Here is a 21,149-nt window from a genome sequence, read left to right as displayed (position 1 = left end):
TATAAAGGAACACCCCAAGTCAGAATTATTGGCTTGGGGTCATTTTTATATTTTCTCGCTCAATTTCCCATCACGCATTTCCAAAACGTGGTCAAACATGTCTAGGATGGCGGGGTCTGATTGGTGCAAGATAGTAATGATAAGTTTGTCCTCCAGCTGCAAGAGCTTGGTCAAAACCTGCTTGGTCAGGGCAGGATCTAAATGGGCGGTCGGTTCATCCAAGAGCAAGAGATCCTTACCACTCATCAGGGCACGGAGCAGACACAGGATATTTTTTTCGCCACCACTCAAGAGACTGGGGTCTGTTGTTGTACGCAAGGTGTCCTGCAAACTCTCTGGCAAGCTCTTCAACAAGCCAAGCATGACATCTCTTCCCTTCTCATAGGTTCCAAAAACAGACACATTGCTTTCAAAATCGGTATGGTAAAGATGCTCAAATTGGCTGAGATAGAAGGCGGTAGCTGCTTCCATTTCATGTGAAACATCATGTTCCAGATAGGAAATACTTCCCTTGTCCAGAGCTAGTTCTCCTGCCAACACTCGTAGAAAAGTGGATTTCCCGCTGGCTGACGGACCAATGATGGCATACTTTTTCCCCTTGTCAAACCGATAGGAAAAATCGGTGACTGCTAATTCTCCCACATGATAAGACACATCCCTGACTTCTAAGGCTGTCACATTGGGATAGCTTGGCACTTGCTCAGACAAGACCTGACCAACAAGATAGTCTTCTAGGTTGGCAACCGTTTCCTTGGTTGAATGGATATAATTGACATCCAAGAGAATGTATTTCATGGGATAGATGAAATTTTCAACATAGCTAAAAGTCGCAATGGCAGCACCGATGGTCAGCTCTTTTTGTAGCAAGAGGTAGCCGACCAAGCCAAAAGCTGTTAATTGCACCAAAAACATGGAAAATCCATTGACGACATTAGCCAGGGTCTTGAATTGCCCAAAGCGAAAACGGGCCTGCTCACTTTCTTCTACTGACTGATGGTGGACACGGCTGATGGAGCCGAAGGTTTCACTATTAACACGGTTCTTAGCAGAAAAGAGGTCAGTTACCACCTGAAAATAACTTTCCAAACTCTGTAAAAATGCCCGCTGCCGCTGAGAAAGGGGGCCAGAAATCCACTTGGGAATGAAGACCGCCAAGGCAGACGATAGAATAATCCCAACCGCAACCAGCGGATGAACAAAGAGAAAGAGGGAAACTGCATAGATAAGCATGCTCAAACTAGAGCGGATAATGTCCATGAGAGGACTCAGATAACTCTCCTCAATGGTTTCCAAATCGTTGTCAAAAATGGACAGATAGGCAGAGACATTCTTCTCCGAAAATTTGGATAAAGGCTGTGATAACAAGCTGTTTGCCAGGCCTTTTTTAGCCGTGACATAGAAACCCTGAGACACCTTCCACTCATAAACCTGGGAAATGTACTGAAAAACTGAATTGGCAATGATGGTCAAAGCGTAGGCCAACAAGAGCCAGACAAGTCCTGTCCAGCCCATCTGAAAAATATGGTCAAAAAGATACTTATTTAACTCCGGCAAAACGACATTGGTCAAACTATATAAGATATGGAAAACCAACTGAATGGCAATAACAAACCTCAATTGATAGATGATTTTTTTCATAACTCCTCCTAGATAGGAACAATCTGACAAAAATTAATTGCTCTCCCCAATCCGTACCACCCCATCATAACGGCTAAGAACCTCATCGGACACACGGTGGGAAATATGGATGAGCGTCTTATCAGCTAGTGAGGTAAGGTAGGTTTCAATTACTGTATAGGTTTCCTGATCCAAGGCAGATAGACTTTCATCCAGCAACAAGACGTCCTTATCTTGTAGCAAGGCACGAATCAAGAGCAGGCGTTGCTTTTGTCCGCCAGACAGTCCACTATCGTCACTGATTTCCTCGCTCAAAGAAGCATAACTTGGAAAACGACTGTCAAGATTCATGGTCTTAATGAGGAACATCAGCCTATCTTCTGAAACATCCCGTCCCATGGTCAAGTTGTAAAGTACAGTATCATGGAAAAGGGCTCCCTCTTGTGGCAGATAGGCAATCTTATCTTGAATGGCTTGGTAGGACAAGTCTGAAAGAGAGGTTTTATCAAAGTAAATATCCCCTGCTTGCAGTTGGCTATTCTTGGTCAAAATAAGAGCCAAGGAAGATTTGCCAGAACCACTTTCCCCAAGAATTAAATACTTCTTGCCACGTTCAAACGCTACGGTCAGGTCTTCAAAGACCTGCTTCTCACCGATGGCATAACTAGCCTTGACCAGTTGCATGCTCTGGAAAGCTGAAGCTAGTTCCTGCCCCTTCGTTTCTTGCCCCAAAGTAGATAGCTCAAACTCTTGCTTCAATTCCTTAACGGCATGCCTGTCCAAAAAGGCTGCCGCAATGCTATTAATGGGATCCACCAACTGCTCTGAAATAGTCAGAATAGCTGTCAAGCCACCGATGGTCAAGGCGCCAGAGAAGACCTGAAAACCACCGATAAAGATAATCGAAAGAGTGGTCAGATAAAAGACGAAACCGACTAAGAGCCGCATGGTTACTGTCGTTCGATTGGCCTGATTGACCTTGTCATTGACTGCTTGATAGCGATCGTTCAGCCCATCTAAAACCTGCTGTCTTTGGCGGCTATTTTTCACTTGCAAATAACCTAGAAAGACATCTGAAACCCTTGTATTATAGACCTGCTGACTGTCCGAAATCGCCTCCTGATTGAGCCTTCTCCGCTTTTTAAACAAATAGGGAATCACAACTGGCAAGAATGAAATCAGAATCAAGAAAATAGCGGTCAGACCATCCAAGCTAAGAAGGGCCAAACTGGCAATGCCAAAGGTACAAGCACCTTGAAAAATCGTAAAGAAAGCGTCGTAATAGTCTTCTTTCACCGTCCCCAAATCATTATTGAGCTGGGAAATATAGGCCCCCGCCCCCTGCTCAACAAACTGCCTAAAAGGTAAATCAAAAATTTTCCCAATAAAGGTCGCCTGCAATTGGAAACCTACTTGATTGAGATAGCTGACATTGGCAATCTGACGAATGTATTCAAAGACCAGCATGACAAGGACAGTTAGCCCCATCAGCACAAAACAAGACACAAAGGCTTGTCTATCTCCAGCCGCAATAGCATCAATAATATAACGATATTGGTACAGAAAGCCAACATTGAGCAGGGCTACTGCAAAAATACAAGATAAGGTTAGCCAAAAATTCCTCTTTTTCATTTCCCCTCCACCGTTGAATAGATTTTTAAGTAAAACAATAAAAAATCTGTATTAAACAAAGTTATTATACCACAACTCGCCATGTTTGTGTCCTTTTTCACATAAAGAAGAAACCAAGCCAGCTATCTGACTTGGTCTATTTTTATTCTGTCGTTTCAGTCGCCACATTGAAAAAGTCTTTGTATTTCAAAAGGTAGCCTTTTCCTGTGGATAGGTCATATTGGACCAGTTTGAGTTCTTCTGCAACTTTCGCATCCCGCTCAGCCTGTCCTACTCGGTCCTTATGAAGCACTTCTGTCAGGAGGGCATAGTAAGGACTGACCTTGTTATTGGTCGTCTCCAGCATAAGAGCATTCATGTCGCTAGAATTGACCAAATCATAATGGTAGTCTTCTGTTTCAAAATTACTCCACACGAAATAATCTGTCTTGTACTGCGCGCTTGGGTCCGTCACGAAAGCAGACTCTGGATACAAACCTGGTAGGTGGTCCCCGTAAAAAACAACTGTCACTTTCTTATCCAAGGTCTTAAGCTGGTCTAGAAAATCCCTTGTTGCCTGATCCGTAAAGGATAGGAGGCGAACATAGCTGGTCAAGTTTTCATTTTCCTCAGCCGTGAAGCCCTCACCCGAAGCTGTTATACCTGCAGGCTCTAGAGAATTCCACTGAACATGGTTCTGCATGGTAATAGCAGAGACAAATGTATTTGTTCCTGAACGTACCTGCTCCAAAATCAAGTCATAGGTCTTCTTGTCACTGACAAAATTCCCCTGATAATCCTCAGCCGTCACAGTAAGAGGATACTTGGCACTATTGAGAGTGTAAAATTGCTCAATCCCCAACTGCTTATAGATAGAATTTCGGTTGTAACTGGTATCGTAGTAAGGATGGATAGCGATACGATTATCTGCCGGATAGAGGTCACTGATACTTGGTAACTTCTTCATATTTGGCGCCACATCTAGATAGACTGAAGAAATGGATGAGCTGTAATTGTAGAAGGGCAGACCACTGTAGACCTGAAACTCGATATTAGCCGTACCACCACCATAGTGGTCACTCTTCATCAAGCCACTGGTAGTCTGGCTCATGATGTACTCAATATTTGGAAGGACATTTTGACTAAGGGTCACGCCTGGAATCCGATGCGGGTCAGCCAAACTCTCACTAAGAATGTAGATTACCGTCTGGTCAGTCAATTGACCTGTCCGTTCTGCATTGATTTCCTCAGCCAAGGCGGTGTACTTCTTCACAATAGCCTTCATGGTCTTCTCAGAGTAATTCTCAGGCATTTCCATACTGGTCTTGCTGAGTTGCTGCAACCAGAGGAATGAAAGAGTGCGATAACGAGCTACAAAAGCATATCCCTTCCAGTCCACGTTACGCCAGTTATTAACCTGAGAAAGAATAGGAATCCAACCAACAATCTTGTGGTCTTTTTCATTGCGAATTGCCCAGCCCATTCCCAAAATTAGGGATACGATGACTGAAATTCCTGCCAATCGTTTCCAGATAGAAGCGACGATCCTTCCTTGGAAGTACTTTTTGTGAATACGTCGGTAGATAAACACAAGGAGGACTATAAAGACGAGCGATACCAAGACAACACGTAGACTGATGAAGCTGAGAATCATCCCCATATTACCAATCCATTTGAAGTCATTGGGCGTCATTGGCTCCGAACGGTAGCGGAATTTGAGGAAATTAGCCGTAATCAAAATGACGTTTAGACTAGCAATCACGGCAACAGATAAGATTTGACGGTTGATAACTAGGCTAATGATGACATTGAGGAAAAAGAGGCAGGCAATTTGGAAGACAATCGCACCTGGAAAGAGGTGGCGTGTGAAATAAGAACCCGTTCCCCCAGCCATAGAAGCCTGATAACCAATATGCGATAGCGTAGCCAGTGCCAAACTGATAAAGAGCATGCTGTGAACATTGGTTCGATTGGCCTTAAACTCTACAAATGCCTTATGAAGATAGCGAAGAAAAATGTAGGTCCCTATAAAATGAATAGGTGCAAACAAGGGTGTCTGGCTGAAAAACTCTATGTAAGAACCTTTCTCAACCAAACTCTCATAATGGCTATCTTTCCAATAAGATATAGCTAGTGGACTGAGAGAAAGTAAGCTGGTCAAGAGCAAATAGCCATCTGGCACCAGATGACTGGCCGACCACTTGCTTAATTTATCTCGAATGCGACTATTCTTCCGCCATAAAAATGCCAACAAGATAGGCAGAAGCAACATCAAAAGCAGTTCAAACTGAAAGAGATTATTACGGAAAATATTCCAGGGTTGATACTTCTTGGCATTGAGCCGATAGACCAGGTTGACAAGATATAGAAAACCTAGAAAATAGCCGACATACTTGGCAAAGGTTTTGGTCTTTACAAACTTCTCATATTTATCAAGCAAGGCCAATACATAAAAGGTAAAAATAGAATAGGCAAGCAGGGGCAGAGGAATAAACCAGAGCGGAAAAGATACACCGCTTAACAAAAGGGCCCGCCCCATCGCCAGCAAAACGGTCATAATCATAACCAGAATAAATTGCTTGCTTGCCTTGGGATTGATTTGTTTCATAACATTTCTCTCTTAGGAAAGATTTGATTTTCGATAGGCAAAGATATAGTAAATCAACCAGAGTAGCCATCCAGTCAAACTGATAAAGATAACTGGCATTAACCACCACTGTTGCTTGTAGGATAGGACAAGGGTATTCTGCCCTTTCTGGCTGGTAACCCTTGGTACACCAATAGCGGAAAGCCCCATTTCTTCCCTATCCAAGACCTGGTCATTCAAAACCAGCTGACTATCTTGGTAGACAATGATTGGCACAGCTGTTTCTTCTGCTTCTGACGCCGTCCAAGTTACCACTAGCTGATCACCATCAACTGCTTTGGTAAAGTCTTGATTTGGTAAAATCACTTGGTCACGATAGGTAAAATAGGTATTGTCCGACTCTTCATTGGTCATATGTTCCGTTCTATCTGACAAGTCTGGTACATAGTCTGGCGTTGATTTCTGAGCAATGTGGATAAATTCGCCCAAGTCTTTAGAATGGAAAGAAGCTCGTAACTCTTCCGTTGTACCGTACAGAGTCGTATGAATGCGTTTTTGCAGGAAGGTATCGCTGTAGTAATGCCCATTGATTTCCTTAAAACTCTGATTCCAGAGGAAACCAACCGAAATAAGTAAGGAGGCAAGGGCCACACCTGAAAAGATTTTCTGCAGTTTGTCGGACAAGCCAGACACCTGGACTCCTACGACTGCCAATAAAAGAGCATTGGCGTAGAGGAAAAAGCGGAAAGGAAATTGAATCAATTCGACAAGTGTGATTCCTTTCCCTGCAAACAACTGCCAAGGGAAGAGGTTGGTTGATAAGATCAAAAACACTGCGTAGGTCAGAGCAAGACCACCCAGAACCAGCGATTGTTTCTTCCAATTTTTCACCAAAAAATAGAGATAGATTCCAAAGAAAATTGGCAAGGGATATGGATAGTATAGAAAGGCTGTTTTGAGCCAAGTTACGGTATTGAGGACAAATTTCTTGTTAACAAATGGTGGCACCAAGGTGTTGGTCGCATTGATATAAACAAGCGGCAACCAAATATTGATGGTCAGAAGCAAGAAAATGCACACCGAAAGGGCTACTTGTCCAATAATCTTCATTTTTTGGTCTGATTTCCACCAACCAATCAGGAAGAGAACACCATAGGCAATGACCAAGAACAAGGTTGATAGCATATGAACCTGCAACATGAGCCCTACCGCTCCTGCCATGAGGAATATCGGTACTTTTTTAGTCTGTAGGAAACGAACCGCAGGAATCAAACAAAGTGGAAAGAGGGCCACTCCCCAGCTGGTAAATCCTTGAGTTGCCCACCAATACTGGATGGAGTAGGTCGTTACAAAGAAGAGGGCCAAGAGGATAGAATGAGCATATTTGACCTTGACCTCACGCATGAGGAAATAGAGGGAGGTTGCACTCAGAGTTCCCAAAAGAAGGTTGGATAAAATCTGATAGCGGAACCAGGTCCCACTTAAAAGAACTAGAGCTCCTTGTAGATAGGCAAAATAAGGCCCATAGAGAGCATTGACAATCCGTCCTGACTGCTGATAGCCATACAAACTGATAATATAGGAGAAATTCCCCTCCTTCATCTGCATAGCCGCATCATAGAAACGATTGTAGTGGAAAATCAAGTCCGCACCTGTCACCATGCCCTTGGTCAGCAAGTGAGGAACCAATAATAATAAAGAAAAGCCCACAAATAGGCCAATGGCAACTAGATGGGGATGCTTTTTTAACATGTTTTTAAACATAAGGATACCTTCATAAAAAAAGAGGGAAACCCTCTCTTGTTTTTGTAAATATTCTGCCAATTTGCAGACAATATTTTTCAAAAGTTAGTTACATTTCAGTATAGCAAGCTTTCTCCCCACTGTCAACGAACAAGGCAAGTAGAAAACTACTATAATTCTAAATAAACTAAATATTGATTGCAGATTTCTCCACAATCAAATATTTTTTTATAAGCCAACTTCCTGAAGGCTGTCAGACAAACGTGCGAAGTCAGCCATGGAAAGTGCTTCTCCACGGACACTGGCTTCCAGCTCTGCCATGCCAAGTGCCTGCGTCAGCTTGTCCTTGACTTCTTCGGACTTGCCGAAATGGTTGGTCAGGTTGTTCCACAAGGTCTTGCGGCGGTGCACAAAGCTGGCCTTGGACACCCGGAAGAAGAAATCTTCATCCTTGACGCTCACCAGAGGTTGCTCGCGGCGGACCATTTTGAGAATGGCGGAGTCCACGTTTGGTGCAGGCACAAAGACGGTCCGAGGCACGATGAAGGCTACCTTGGCAGTCATGTAGTACTGGACCGCAATGGACAGGCTACCGTAAGCTTTGGTGTTGGGCTCGGCAGAAATGCGGTCGGCCACCTCCCGCTGCATCATGACCACGAACTCGCTGAAGGGAATCTTACTCTCAATCAGGTGCATGAGGATAGGAGTTGTGATGTAGTAGGGCAGGTTGGCCACGACCTTGATGGGCAGGTCAGGATTCTTGAAATTCTGAATCTGGGTCTGCAGGTCGGTCTTCAGGATGTCTTGGTTGACCACGGTCACATTATCAAAGCGACCCAAGGTGTCCGCCAAAATCGGAATCAGGCGGTCGTCAATCTCAAAAGCCATGACCTCAGCAGCATTTTCCGCCAAAAACTCGGTCAAGGCCCCAATTCCAGGACCAATCTCGATGACATTGACATTTCGGTCAATCTCTGCCGTGTCCACAATCTTCTGTAAAATATTGGTATCGGTCAAAAAGTTCTGACCGAAAGATTTCTTAAAGGTAAACCCGTGGCGTTCAAGGACGGCACGAGTAACGTTTTTGTCTGCGATTCTCATGTGTTTTTCTCTTTTCTTGCCCGATAACTCTCTGGACTTGTATAGTATTTAAAAAATAAAAAATTATTGCCGGATTTGTCAATCATACTTTTCAAAGAAAGGTTAGCATTTGTAATCAGGTGATTTTTTGTAAAGTAAGCAGCTACTTCGCTACCATTATTTAGAATTTGCCAGACAACATTATTTCCTCTGATACTCGGTAAATAGGTCTTAGCTTCTAAAAATTTGATTAAACCAGTTACAGTAATGTCACTAGGGATGTCAATTTCGCCAGAATGTGGCAAAACATCGTCACCCATAGAGACGGAAGTCCTATCTACTTGTATTTTCATTTTATTCTCCATCTTCTACGTGGCAATCATCAAACTTTTTGCTCACTTTTTTCATGGTCTCGAAAGATTCTTGACTAACATAACAACCAGCTTCATGATACTGAGTTCCATTGATAATGTAGTCAAAGATTGAAATCATATTTCCAGCAGGTTCAATCATACCACTCCACTTTTCATCAAAGACCATCCTCAGACGCTTCCAATCTGTAAAGATTGAGATAGCCTCCCGATTCTCTTTCCCTTTTCTAGTCGGAAGATTAAACTTCGACCCTTGTTTAAAGGTAGACTCCTCTTTCCCATCTAATCTCTCTAAAAAATGTTTATCATGCTGCATGGGAATGAGGAAGGTAGCCCTTGGTATTTCTCTGGACAAAAATCCATAATAAAGCCCGTAAACCAATTCTTCATCTTTCGTCTCAGGTTTCCCCATCTGCCCCATCAGGAGCAACCAACGGACTATATTGGGATTGGTTACTGGTACTTGAATTTCTGGAATTCCACTAAAATCGGGTTTTGGAACCAACTCTTTCGCCCAGACTACTGTATCTTTGGATTCAATAAAAACCCCGAGTGCTCCATTTAGGTAAAATTCAGTCCCTAAAGCGTTGGTAATTCCTTCACCATCTTCCCCTTTTTCGACCTTTCGCAAAGTCACATCCGTCCGCTTAGCTTCTGTTAATTTCTCCATTACATAGTTATAGCGTTCCTCATCCACAATCTGTATCAACGGGTCCGTACAAAGGAATGAACCATCTTCTCTTCGGAAGGTTTCAGAGTAGAGTTGGGCTTCTCCAGTCCTAGTCGATTGGAGAATATAAATCCTGTCAGCTGCTAAAAGTTTATCCTTGACGATACCTCTTAGCACCTGAATTTTTTGCTGATTTTCCTCAGTTTCCTCTGCAGAAAAGGCTTTGTCATTTTTCCTACAATAATTAATAAACAGCCCCACTAACTCAGCAACATCAGATAAGCTAGCTTTCTGAATATCTTCGTTTTTTAAAATTACATTTTGAAATCCAATAAAACCATCTGCTAACGCTCTAAGATAAGCTTCTTCTTTAAAATCAGAGCTAGCAGCAGAATTATATAGGACTAGTCCTACTTTTGCAAGTTCGTTATCAGTCAGAATTACTCTTAGACTACCTTTTTGATTGGTCAAGACTTGCATTGCAGTTTGAGATTGCTCAATTTCCTTAACCGTTGCAACATAATCCCTACCTCCCTTAACAAAAGTAAGCCTATCACCCACCTTTATTGTACCATAAGCCTGACCAGATAAAATGACTTCCCCAGAACCTTGCGAGTTAAAGACCGCTTCTACACCAAAAGCAACTGGCTGCTGGGGAGCTGTTGTCACTTCTGTCATCTCATCTTTATTCTTTTTAAAAAAACCAAATAATCCCACCGCACTCTCCCATCTTTCATTAGTTTATGTTTCTCACTTCAATAACTTTACATAATCACTCTTGGTCGCAAAAAGATGGCCCACTCGAACTTCATTTTTCACCATGCGATAGAGGGCAATGTAGTCTTTTCCAATGACATAGCCTCGGGTTAGATGTGGCGGGTCTATCTGCTTACCAAAACGGTTATCGGCGTTAAAACCACGTTCAGGAAAAATTTGCAAACTCTCCAATGCTTCGACAATCATCCCAATTCGTCTTTTGGCAATTTCTTCTGAGAACTGTTCCGAAAAATAGGCGTAAATATCTGCCAATTCCTTCTCCACTGCTGGAGCAAGTATCACTGAATATGACTCAAATTCCATACTTCTCTTTGACGCTTTCTAGGCTGATCCCTTGACCTGCCTCAATTGCCTTCTGATTTTCCTGGATTTCCTTCTGTAACTGTAAAAACAACTCTTCTCTTTCCAACTCTTCTTCTGTCAGAATGGGCAACTCATTTTTTACAGCAATGTTTTGCAAGAAGAGGTTAAAACCAGCAGTCAAATCCAGCTGGTTCATAGCAAATACTTCCTTGGCTTTTTCTAAAAGTCTAGAATCAGTTTTAAAATTTACTTGGGCATCCTTCTTTATAGTTATCAATCTAGTCTACCTCCTAGTTGTCTATATTGTAACACGAATAGATGTCAGTAGCAATCTTCAAAAAAGCAGAAATAGTAACATTTCCGCTCTAGATTGTTTATCTCCCCAAATCATCAAAATAATAGAGATTCAAAAATTCTTCCTCAGTAACTAGACGTTCAAAATTGTAAAACCAGCGATAGACTTCCACGGCTGGGCCATCAAACTCTACCCTGTCGTCCATTTCTTGCACACCGGCAATATGAAACAAACGGCTCTGCTTCCAAATACCATCCGCATTGACATAGTCATCTTTAACTAGACCACGCAAATAGTCTGCTAGTTTGTCCTTATCAACCTGCTCATCCTCCCAAACAAGGACATTAGCCGGCAGCAAGTAGGTCACTTCTTCATAAGATGAATAATTTTCATAAGAAGGTTCAAACTCGTTTTTGACCAAGCACTTAACAGCGTAGACCCTATCCATGATAGCTCTCCATTGCCTCCTCAACTTCCGCCAGACCAATCCCAAACAGCTCCAAGCGTTTGAGCAGTTGCTTGCCGTTGCAATAGCCGATGCGCAGCTTCTCTCCCAGATATTCCCTCCGCTTGCGACTGTCGCCGCCCATAAGGAGCCCTAGGCGCATCAGATCGGACTTGGCGATGTCAAAGTTATTTTCATCATCGTAGTAACCACGCACGCCTGCGAGGGCTTTTTCCAAGTCCTCAAAGTTGGCGTGCTCAATACCCAAGGACCGCCCTTTTGTTTTGGACTGGGGCCGAGCCTCGTCCCGCTGTAAGAAGGCGTGTTTGACCGTGGGAATGGCTTGCATAATCATCTTCCGAATCCGCTCCCCATTGTAGTCTGGGTCAGTAAAGACAATAACGCCACGCAGGTCATGGAGTTTCTCGATGCGTTCCAAGTCATCGTCTGATATGGCAGAGCCTCTGGTTTCGTAGGTATCCACCTCGTAAAACCGTTTCAAGTTTGCCGTGTCGTCCTTGCCCTCAACAACGAGGACTTCTTGTATCTTAATTTTCTGAGTCAATTCTGAACAGGCTCCTTGCATTCTCGTAGGTCGCTTTCGCCACTTCTTCGACCGACTGGTTGCGAAGCTGGGCCAGCATATCCACCACATATCTGGTGTAGCCGGTGCGATTTTCCCGACCACGCTTAGGAACTGGGGCCAGGTAGGGCGCATCCGTCTCGACTAGGATTTTTTCTAGGGGCAATGCTTGCGCCGCTTCCTGAAGTTCGACGGCTTTCTTGAAGGTCACCACTCCCGAGAAGGAGATGTGCATACCCAAGTCCATGAAGGCCTGAGCCTCCTCTAGCGTACCAGAGAAGGAATGCATGATGCCTCCGCGCGGACCGACGCCGACTTCCTTGATGATCTGGTAAGTATCTTCTAAGGCATCACGAGTATGAACCACGAAGGGCAGATCCAACTGCTTGGCCAAATCCATCTGTCGCTTGAAAACACGAGCCTGAGTATCCTTATCCGCCGTCATCCAGTAGTAGTCCAGCCCAATCTCCCCCAGGGCAATGACCTTAGGATGTTTGAGTGCCTCTAGCAAGTAGCTTTCTACTTCCTCATCATAGGTGCCAGCCTCTGTCGGATGCCAGCCCAGTGTCAGATAAATTTCAGGGTGCTGGTCAGCAAGCTCCATAGCCTTGTCAATGGTTGCTCGGTCAAAACCGACCACATTGTGGAGGGTGACCCCCATTTCCTTGGCAAAATCTAATTCTTCTTGGACCCGACCGTCAAACTGCTCTACGTTGAGGTGGGTGTGGGTGTCAAAAATTTGTATCATCGTTCCATCACTTTCTTTCCTACTATTGTAACATATTTCGGAAGATTCTTATGAGAAGAAAAAAACCAGCAGACTCGAGTTTCTGCTGGCTTCTCTTTTCATCTTCTTATGCTACTGTAAGAACTTTACGTCCCTTACGGCGACGAGCAGCTAACACGCGACGGCCGTTTTTAGTTGCCATACGGCTACGGAAACCGTGTTTACGCGCGCGACGGATTTTACTTGGTTGAAAAGTACGTTTCACGATGAATACCTCCTCTTAGATTCTTGTATTCGTTTAGCCGGCTAGTTTTGATCAGTTACTAAACATACCAAACTATTTTATATAAATTCTGTTCGTTTGTCAAGCTATTCTGCCATACTTTTAGGAAAGAATCAGAAAATCATTGAAAAAAGAGGACTAGCCTCTTTTTAATCATGATTCCCTTCAATATCTACAACGACATATCGGTTCGGCTCGCTACCTTCTGAATAGCTTGTCAAACCGTCCATTTTAGAGATAATGCGGTGGATAATTTTACGTTCGCTACTTGACATCGGATCTGTATGGTAGGCTTCCTGCTCTGCCAAAACACGTTCTGCCAATTTTTGTGCGTAGCCTTGAAGAACCTCTGCGCGGTGTTCTACATAATCATTCACATTGATTGTAATATAGAAATTACGCTCATAACGGTTGTATAAGAAGTTCTGAGCCAAAAGTTGCAAAGCCTTTAAGACTTTTCCGTGATAACCGATAACACGACCTGGTTCATTGGTATCCACTTGAATATTGATTGTACGGCGATTATGACTTGTATCAATACGCGCCTCAACATCCATATCATCCAGAATTTCTTGTACATAAGCTGTCACTTCTGAAACAACTTGTTCAATATCATACTGGGGCTCAATCTTAATATCTAAATCAGCAAAATTATCTGCTTGATTTTCTGAGACGACTTCTTGATTTACGTCTTCCTTAGCAGATGTTGTTGCATCTGTAGTAGTTAGTAAATCTTCTGAAAGAATTTCAATCCGACCTGTTTCTTCCAAAATCGTTGTCGCTTCTTTTTCATTTTTCAAGATCTGCGCTTTAATATCATCATCAAGCGTTTGACCAGACTTTTCAAATTCTTTCACCGCTGCAACAACTTTTCCTAGGTCAATCGTAGCCTCTGAAACGCTTTTTACTGGTTCATTGAGGTCGTTAATTTCACTTGGAACGCCACGAACTGCTTTCTGATTAGCCTTAACAACCGTTGTTTCATTGATAACATCAATATCCACAATCGCTGGCTTTTTACCGAAACCAAGGAAACCTTTCTTCTCACGCGCAACCACAGTAATATGTGCTTTTTTTCGAGGAATATTCAGCTCTACCAAGCCATTCTGGATGGCCTCTTCAACACTTGCTCCTGTAAATTTCATCTTCTCTCTCCTAGTTTTCCTATTTCTTTTTCTGTGCTTTTTTCTGTGCCCGTCGAATTTTTGCCTGACGTTCTTTTTCCGCAGCAATTTTCGCTTGACGCTCTGCTATTATTTTAAACGGATTATTGAACACCAAGGTTTGAGCAACCTGATAGGCATTTGACACCGTCCAATACAAAGCCACCCCACTAGCAGCTGCCACAGCAAAGAAAAAGATTATCACGGGCATGACATAGGTCATAATTGTCATAGCCATATTCTTCTCAATTGCTGATTTATTGGTCAACCATGAGCTGAGGAATGTAAACACTGCAGCCAGAATCGGCAAAATAAAGAACGGATCCGGCTCCCCAAGATTTAACCAAAGGAAGTGACCTACTTTCAAGGCTTCAACACGTGTCAGAGCTTGAAAGAGGGCCAAAAGGATTGGCATTTGAATAAAGAGCGGAATCATGGACGCCCTCATGCTGACGCCATTCTCTTTGTAAAGAGCTTGCGTTGCTTCATAGAGCTGCTGGCGACTTTCCATATCCGTTCCCGGATACTCCGCTTGCAACTTTTTCAGCTGAGGTTGAAGCTCCTGCATCTTCCGTGAGGAATTCATCTGTATTTGGAACAAGGGCAACAGAAGGGTTCGAATTAAAATGGTAAAAAGTATAATACCGATTCCAATTTGACCGTTGATAGATAGGAACTGAATAATGCTGGCAAACCAGTAAATTAATCTATCCCACGCATCTGTAGATTGACTGGTCACTGGCCCTGTTCCGCAGGCTGTTAAAACAATTAGAGATACTACCAGTAGACCTGCCCATTTAACTTTCTTTTTCAATCACAACACCTTCCTGGTATAGTTTAGCTAGTTTCAAAACATGGATGAGGTTTTGCTTCATTTCTTGATAGGACAATTCCTCTACACCTTTTCGAGCAATGATAACAAAGTCATCTGCTACCAGTTGATGTTGGCATTCAATTAAGATGTGACGAATCCTGCGCTTAATCTTATTTCGCATGACAGCGTTTCCCAATTTTTTGCTGACAGATAAACCTACTCGGAAATGCTTCTGCTCTTTAGGTAATCGGTAGACAACAAACCTCCGATTGGCGACATTGTTTCCTTTTGTAAAAATGTCATTAAAATCTCGTTCACGCTTGACACGATAGCTTTTTTTCAAACTGCCACTCCATCTTTCAAAATTACTTCTATTATACCACAAAATTCAAAAAAGCCAATAAACATACCGTTTATAGGCTTTTTGCGTTCTGAATTTCCTCTTTGGCACTTTTCAACTGGTCTGTAATCGATTCAAAACCTGTCCCGCCAAGGGAATTTCTGCGACTGACAGCAACTTTGGAGGACAAGGCATCATAAATATCTGCTTGAATAAGAGGCGAAATAGCTTGATAGGTCTCAAACGATACATCTTGGAGATAGTATCCTGCCTTGCTACACTCCAAGACCAGTTTTCCAACAATCTCATGCGCTTGGCGGAAGGGCAGACCTTTACTAGCCAAGTAATCCGCTAATTCAGTTGCATTTGAAAAATCCTTCTCTGTTGATTGAGCCATCCTTTCCTTATGGACCGTCATCAATTGCAACATCCCTGCCAAAATATCGATAGATACTAAAATCGTTTCTGCCGTGTCAAACATGCCTTCCTTGTCTTCCTGCAAGTCCTTATTATAGGTTAAAGGCAGGGATTTCATGACTGTCAGTAGGCCAACTAAGTTCCCATATACTCTACCTGTTTTCCCCCGAATCAGCTCAGCCATATCTGGATTTTTCTTCTGAGGCATGATGGAAGAACCTGTTGAAAAGGTATCGGATAGGGTGACAAATTGGTATTCATGTGAACACCAGTTAATGATTTCTTCACACAAACGCGACATGTGCATCATGAGGATACTGGCATTCGACAGAAATTCCAGGATAAAATCACGGTCAGACACAGCATCAAGAGAATTACTATAGGGCTTGGCAAATCCCATTAAATCAGAGGTCATCTGACGGTCAATCGGAAAGGTCGTCCCTGCCAAGGCTGCCGCACCAAGTGGGGATAGATCTGTATGCTGCATGTTGAATGCAAAGCGCTCACTGTCTCGGCTGAACATGTTGTAATAGGCCAACAAGTGCTGAGCAAAGCTGATAGGCTGGGCATGTTGCAGGTGGGTATAGCCGGGCATGATTGTTTCCACATGCTCCTGTGCAAGGTCTACTAAAACCTGACGTAGGTTGGTCAATTTGTCTACCACTTGAAAGAGGGTATCCTTCAGATAGAGGTGCATATCGGTCGCTACTTGATCGTTACGAGAACGAGCTGTGTGGAGTTTACCTGCAACTGGACCTATTTTCTCCGTCAATAGACTTTCTATATTCATGTGAATGTCTTCGTTTCGAATATCAAACACTAACTTGCCAGCCTCGTAGTCTGCCAACAATTCTTCCAGACCAGTTTGAATAGCCTGGGCTTCTTCAAGCTTGATAATCCCTGTGGCTCCAAGCATCTGTACATGAGCCAGTGAACCTTGAATATCATACTTGGCCAATTTTTGGTCAAAGCGAATGGAGGCTCCGAATTCTTCAACCCATTCCTCAAGACTGGCTTCAAAGCGACCTCCCCATAATTTCTTTGCTTCCATAAGCTCCTACTTTCTAGCTCTTTTTATGAATTTCCGCATTGACCTTGGTTGGTAATCCCCAAAGCTTGATGAAACCAACTGCTGCATCTTGGTCAAAAGTATCTGCACTGGTATAGGTTGCCAAATCTTCATCATAAAGGGAATTTGGAGATTTCCGAGCAACTACTTTGGCTGATCCCTTATACAATTTCACTTTTGCGGTGCCATTAACAACTGCCTGGGTCTGAGCAAGATAGGCCTTCAAGGCATCTGTTGCAGGATTGAACCACAAACCATTGTAAATCAAGTTAGAGAGTTCATTTGAAACAATCGGTTTGAAATGCGATACTTCCCGTACCAAGGTCAAATCTTCAATTTCCTTGTGGGCTGTCAGAAGGGTAATAGCACCTGGACACTCATAAATTTCACGTGACTTGATTCCGACTAAACGATTTTCCACGTGGTCAATCCGACCCACACCATGCTTACCAGCAATGACATTGAGTTTTTGAATGAGATTAGCCAGACTTAACTCTTCACCATTTACAGAAACGGGAACACCTGCCTTAAACTCAATATCCACATACTCAGGAGTATCTGGTGCATTTTCTGGAGAAGTAGTGATGCCAAAAGCATCTTCTGGCGCTTCATTCCATGGATTTTCTAAAACTCCGCACTCATTGGCACGACCCCAGAGGTTTTGGTCGACCGAGTAAGGACTGTCCAGGTCAGCAGGGACTGGTACACCATTTTCCTTGGCGAAGATAATTTCCTCTTCACGCGCCCACTTCCATTCACGGACAGGAGCCACGACTTTCAAGCTTGGATCCAGGGCTGCAATGGCTACCTCAAACCGCACCTGGTCATTGCCCTTACCAGTACAGCCGTGAGCGATAGTGGTTGCTCCTGTCTTATGAGCCATTTCCACCAACTTTTTAGAAATCAAAGGACGGCTGAGAGCCGATACCAGCGGATATTTTTGCTCATAGTAGGCATGGGCTTGTAGGGCTGGTAGGACATATTCTTGGGCGAATTCTTCTTTTACATCCAATACATGGGACTCAATAGCACCAATTGATAAGGCCTTATCATGAATAAAGTTGAGGTCCTTGCCCTCTCCAACATCCATACAAACCGCAATGACATCATAGTCTTTCTTCAACCAAGCAATTGCAACTGAAGTATCAAGACCACCTGAATAAGCTAAGATTAATTTTTCTTTTGTCATAAACTTTCTCATTTCTATATATATTAGCAAATAAAACTTAGTGACTATTATAGTGTATATTTATACTTTTTGCAACATATTTATGCAAATTTTCTTAAAAAATGAATAAATATCGTACATTTCCAGAAAAATTTCCAAAAAAAGCTAGAGAATATTCTCCAGCTTCTAAAATATATTCCTCATCATAACTGATTATGGTTGATAAATTTTCCGTTCTTTTAACATTTTCCAGAAATAATAAGCTAAACTAAAATCAAGCAATCCATGAATAGCCGAACCAACACCCACCAAGCCAAGCATCGTTATCCAGTAGGTAGCAGAAGTTTGTTCCCCCGACGTAAGTACCATCACCACAATATATTCTCCTAGACCATGTAGGAGATTAAGCCCAATTCCTAATAGTAAAAAGCGCTTAGAGTCCATAAGAATCGGAAAACGCTTGACCAAGACCGCACCTAAGGTAAGGAAGAACAGATGCGTAAGCGCTCGAAATACAATAACGATTGGAAAACCTGCGAGGAAAAAGCCTAAACTGGAACCTAAAGCAACAAAAATAGCAGTAGCTGGTGAAATAAACATGGCTATAAACAAAGGAATGTGACTAGCAAGTGTATAGGATGCTGGGCCAATAATGATTTTAATCGGCATCATTAAAGGTATTAAAATGGCAAATGCGGTTAAAATTGCACTAATTGATAGCTGCTTAACTGAATTTTTAGATGATCGTGTTAATTGGGACATTAGGCACCTCTCTTTCTATTGGTTTGATTATAAAACAAAATCTTACAGGTGTCAAGACACCTGTAAGATTTATTGATTTTCTAGTAAAATACCTGCATGTTTTAAAGCTGCTGAAAGTTCATTATAGGCTTGCACAGATGGGAAAGAGACTGTATGTGTATGAACTCCTTCTGTTAAATTACTCAGTAACACACCTTGGTATTGACCCAAGGCATCCAAAAAATGATCCCTATCTTCTAAACTTGCAATATTCAGCTTGCCTGATAATAAGCCGTAAATGGGATGCTCAATTTCAACATCTAATATTTGAGCTCCACCCTCTAGCAAGATTGTCAATTCTTTTTCTACCTCTTCTGGACCATGTTGACAAGCTATCTTTCGAATGTAGGCTCCTTCAGTAGATGGCAAAGAAGATTGGAGTAAGTACCCTCTCGGAGTTGCCAAGACAGCTTCTCCCTCCGCACGAAGCAAGGCTACATCTCCAACAATTACTTGCCGACTCACTCCAAATTCTTTCGCCAGATAATTAGCCGCAAGGGGATCGAGGCTTTCTCGTAAAAGGGATAGGATTTTCTTACGTCGTTCTGTTGCTTTCATACACATTCCTTTCGTACACTTTTTTCCATTATATCAAAATTCCTGTAAATCAACCTTTCCTCAACCAAAAAACGGAAACTGCAGAACAGTCTCCGTTAGCATCTGCTAGTTTAGCAATGCTTGAATAGCCGCAATGTCCAAACGCTTCATGGTCATCACAGTCGCATTCACAGCCTTGACCTTTTCTGGACTTGCTGTATCGTATGCCTCCATCAAAATCCGCGGCACAATTTGCCAGGAAATCCCAAACTGATCCTTGGCCCAACCGCAAATCTCCGCTTCTGGAACTGCCGATACCTTCTCATACCAGCTCTCCGCTTCTTCCTGACTATCTACATAAACCATGAAGGAGAAGGCTTCGTTGAAAGAGGCCTCACCGCCATAGCCGTGGTCCATAGCGATGATTTTTTGATCTCCGATGAAAAGCTCCGCATAATTCAACTTGGCAGCAGCCACCGCAGCCTCACCTTCGCCATAGTAAGACAAGCGACCAAGACGAGCTTGAGTCAGCTTATCCTTGTAATAATCTAGCATAGGTTGGGCTAAACCGACCTGGTCCTGCGAGAAGAGCAGACAGATGTCGAAGCTATAGGGCACATCCAAATCGGGTTCATACGAAAGCTTCCAAGACAGACCAAAGCGGTCTTCCAGCCAGACATAGTAAGGGCTGAAGGGATATTCCGCCAATGGCATAAGCACACGACCACCGTCTGATAGCGCCTCATAAAGACGGCTTACGTCATCCTTACTCGCTACATTTACCATGAGCGACATAGACTCGTTGAGCTTAAAATACGGCCCTGCACTAATCGCTGCCAGAGTCATGCCCCCCAGCTGGAATTGGACCAAGTCAGAGTCGCCAGAAGGCGTATCCGTAATGGTATAGGTCCAGTCAATCTTGCCGCCGAAAAGGTCCACATAGAACTCTACAGCTTCTTTTGCCTCTGTATTGTACCAGAGATGTGGGATTATGGTTTGCATTGATTTCTCCTTTGAATTAGTAGCCCCAGTATAACACTTGTCCGTACAAAAACAAAACATGTTGCTTTGCACTTATAGATGTGCTATACTGAATAACTACAAAATTGACAGGAGAATGAAATGGAAACTTGGAACGCCTACACAGCCGACGGTCACTTGACCGACCACACCCTCCTACGCGGAGAAGCCATTCCCGACGACCTCTACCACCTAGTCGTCGAGTGCATCGTCCGCCACCGTGACGGTAGCACCCTCTTCATGAAACGCGACAGCACCAAGCCCTCCTACCCTGACTATTATGAAGCGACAGCAGGAGGATCGGCTTTGTTTGGGGAAATAGCAGAGCAGGCCATTTTACGCGAAGTCCGCGAGGAGACAGGCATTGAACTGACAGCGACCCAACTCCGCCACCATACACACTTTGTTGCCCATGACGACCAGTGTATCTTCCACTGCTACTGGGCTGAAACCGACTGGGACAAATCTGCCATCCAACTCCAAGCCTGCGAAACCAGCCACTACACCTGGGTCCCGCAAGAAAAACTGAAAGATTTCCTGGAAACAGAGCTAGTCATTCCAAGGCAGAAGGACTATGTGGAGAGGTTGTTTTTAGAAAGCTAAATCATGACCACCCGTCAAACGGGTGGTTTGAACAAGGGCTGTAAGCCCACATCACCAGCCAGCGCCTAAAGACGCTGGCTTTCACTTTGTTCAAGCCTCACTGCTTTTGACTCGTCACTAGCCTC

22 protein-coding genes are annotated in these 21,149 nt (G+C 43.3%); 1 reads left to right on the top strand and 21 read right to left on the bottom strand.

The window, feature by feature from the left end; translation table 11 throughout:
• Positions 1-45 precede the first annotated feature (45 nt).
• From K5Q22_RS00110 to K5Q22_RS00010, 21 genes are all read right to left on the bottom strand, one after another.
• A complete protein-coding gene (locus K5Q22_RS00110; protein ID WP_205013451.1) occupies positions 46-1,638 on the bottom strand; it encodes an ABC transporter ATP-binding protein in 1,593 nt (530 codons plus the stop codon).
• 33 nt (positions 1,639-1,671) lie between these two features.
• Positions 1,672-3,249 carry an ABC transporter ATP-binding protein gene (locus K5Q22_RS00105; RefSeq protein ID WP_205013452.1) on the bottom strand — a complete coding sequence of 526 codons (1,578 nt, stop codon included), beginning with the start codon at positions 3,247-3,249 and terminating at the stop codon, positions 1,672-1,674.
• Positions 3,250-3,391: 142 nt separating this feature from the next.
• The gene (locus K5Q22_RS00100; protein WP_205013453.1) at positions 3,392-5,836 is read right to left on the bottom strand and encodes an LTA synthase family protein; all 2,445 of its coding nucleotides are present in this window, start codon (positions 5,834-5,836) and stop codon (positions 3,392-3,394) included.
• A 12-nt stretch (positions 5,837-5,848) separates the two neighbouring features.
• Positions 5,849-7,579 carry a hypothetical protein gene (locus K5Q22_RS00095; protein WP_205013454.1) on the bottom strand — a complete coding sequence of 577 codons (1,731 nt, stop codon included), beginning with the start codon at positions 7,577-7,579 and terminating at the stop codon, positions 5,849-5,851.
• Positions 7,580-7,786: 207 nt separating this feature from the next.
• The gene (rsmA, locus tag K5Q22_RS00090; RefSeq protein ID WP_172053677.1) at positions 7,787-8,659 is read right to left on the bottom strand and encodes a 16S rRNA (adenine(1518)-N(6)/adenine(1519)-N(6))-dimethyltransferase RsmA; all 873 of its coding nucleotides are present in this window, start codon (positions 8,657-8,659) and stop codon (positions 7,787-7,789) included.
• Positions 8,656-8,991 (bottom strand): hypothetical protein, encoded by a 336-nt coding sequence (locus tag K5Q22_RS00085; RefSeq protein ID WP_167786620.1) that lies wholly within the window; start codon positions 8,989-8,991, stop codon positions 8,656-8,658. Before K5Q22_RS00085 ends, rsmA begins: the two co-directional genes overlap by 4 nt.
• Position 8,992: 1 nt before the next feature.
• Positions 8,993-10,396 carry an SseB family protein gene (locus K5Q22_RS00080; RefSeq protein WP_205013455.1) on the bottom strand — a complete coding sequence of 468 codons (1,404 nt, stop codon included), beginning with the start codon at positions 10,394-10,396 and terminating at the stop codon, positions 8,993-8,995.
• A 33-nt stretch (positions 10,397-10,429) separates the two neighbouring features.
• Entirely contained in the window at positions 10,430-10,759 is a 330-nt protein-coding gene (locus K5Q22_RS00075; protein ID WP_205013456.1) for a type II toxin-antitoxin system RelE/ParE family toxin, read from the bottom strand.
• Positions 10,749-11,036: a toxin-antitoxin system antitoxin subunit gene (locus tag K5Q22_RS00070; RefSeq protein ID WP_205013457.1), complete on the bottom strand. Its 288-nt coding sequence runs from the start codon at positions 11,034-11,036 to the stop codon at positions 10,749-10,751. Before K5Q22_RS00070 ends, K5Q22_RS00075 begins: the two co-directional genes overlap by 11 nt.
• Before the next feature lie 97 nt (positions 11,037-11,133).
• Complete coding sequence (locus tag K5Q22_RS00065; RefSeq protein ID WP_205013458.1) at positions 11,134-11,502, bottom strand: hypothetical protein; 369 nt, start codon at positions 11,500-11,502, stop codon at positions 11,134-11,136.
• Positions 11,495-12,064 carry a ribonuclease M5 gene (gene rnmV, locus K5Q22_RS00060; RefSeq protein ID WP_205013459.1) on the bottom strand — a complete coding sequence of 190 codons (570 nt, stop codon included), beginning with the start codon at positions 12,062-12,064 and terminating at the stop codon, positions 11,495-11,497. Before rnmV ends, K5Q22_RS00065 begins: the two co-directional genes overlap by 8 nt.
• Positions 12,048-12,830, bottom strand: coding sequence for a TatD family hydrolase (locus K5Q22_RS00055; RefSeq protein ID WP_205013460.1), 783 nt, complete (start codon positions 12,828-12,830; stop codon positions 12,048-12,050). Before K5Q22_RS00055 ends, rnmV begins: the two co-directional genes overlap by 17 nt.
• Positions 12,831-12,936: 106 nt before the next feature.
• Positions 12,937-13,074 carry a 50S ribosomal protein L34 gene (gene rpmH / locus K5Q22_RS00050; protein WP_002939016.1) on the bottom strand — a complete coding sequence of 46 codons (138 nt, stop codon included), beginning with the start codon at positions 13,072-13,074 and terminating at the stop codon, positions 12,937-12,939.
• A 167-nt stretch (positions 13,075-13,241) separates the two neighbouring features.
• Positions 13,242-14,237, bottom strand: coding sequence for an RNA-binding cell elongation regulator Jag/EloR (jag, locus tag K5Q22_RS00045; protein WP_013730624.1), 996 nt, complete (start codon positions 14,235-14,237; stop codon positions 13,242-13,244).
• A gap of 19 nt (positions 14,238-14,256) precedes the next feature.
• Positions 14,257-15,069, bottom strand: coding sequence for a YidC/Oxa1 family membrane protein insertase (locus tag K5Q22_RS00040; RefSeq protein ID WP_029170980.1), 813 nt, complete (start codon positions 15,067-15,069; stop codon positions 14,257-14,259).
• Complete coding sequence (gene rnpA / locus K5Q22_RS00035) at positions 15,053-15,412, bottom strand: ribonuclease P protein component (RefSeq protein ID WP_004194560.1); 360 nt, start codon at positions 15,410-15,412, stop codon at positions 15,053-15,055. Before rnpA ends, K5Q22_RS00040 begins: the two co-directional genes overlap by 17 nt.
• Positions 15,413-15,482: 70 nt before the next feature.
• Complete coding sequence (gene argH / locus K5Q22_RS00030; protein WP_205013461.1) at positions 15,483-16,877, bottom strand: argininosuccinate lyase; 1,395 nt, start codon at positions 16,875-16,877, stop codon at positions 15,483-15,485.
• 13 nt (positions 16,878-16,890) lie between these two features.
• Positions 16,891-18,084 carry an argininosuccinate synthase gene (locus K5Q22_RS00025; RefSeq protein ID WP_205013462.1) on the bottom strand — a complete coding sequence of 398 codons (1,194 nt, stop codon included), beginning with the start codon at positions 18,082-18,084 and terminating at the stop codon, positions 16,891-16,893.
• Between the two features lie 192 nt (positions 18,085-18,276).
• The gene (locus K5Q22_RS00020; protein WP_105139658.1) at positions 18,277-18,825 is read right to left on the bottom strand and encodes a hypothetical protein; all 549 of its coding nucleotides are present in this window, start codon (positions 18,823-18,825) and stop codon (positions 18,277-18,279) included.
• Positions 18,826-18,894: 69 nt separating this feature from the next.
• Entirely contained in the window at positions 18,895-19,422 is a 528-nt protein-coding gene (locus K5Q22_RS00015; protein ID WP_014638731.1) for a transcription repressor NadR, read from the bottom strand.
• A gap of 105 nt (positions 19,423-19,527) precedes the next feature.
• Positions 19,528-20,403: a VOC family protein gene (locus K5Q22_RS00010; RefSeq protein WP_205013463.1), complete on the bottom strand. Its 876-nt coding sequence runs from the start codon at positions 20,401-20,403 to the stop codon at positions 19,528-19,530.
• A 120-nt stretch (positions 20,404-20,523) separates the two neighbouring features.
• Here K5Q22_RS00010 and K5Q22_RS00005 point away from each other — a divergent pair, with 120 nt between their 5' ends.
• Complete coding sequence (locus tag K5Q22_RS00005) at positions 20,524-21,024, top strand: NUDIX domain-containing protein (RefSeq protein WP_205013464.1); 501 nt, start codon at positions 20,524-20,526, stop codon at positions 21,022-21,024.
• Positions 21,025-21,149 lie beyond the last annotated feature (125 nt).

The organism is Streptococcus sp. 2018162 (genome assembly GCF_019754175.1).
Lineage (GTDB): Bacteria > Bacillota > Bacilli > Lactobacillales > Streptococcaceae > Streptococcus > Streptococcus hashimotonensis.
Note: the sequence above shows the minus strand (reverse complement) of the source record. Positions and strands in the feature narration are given on the sequence as shown.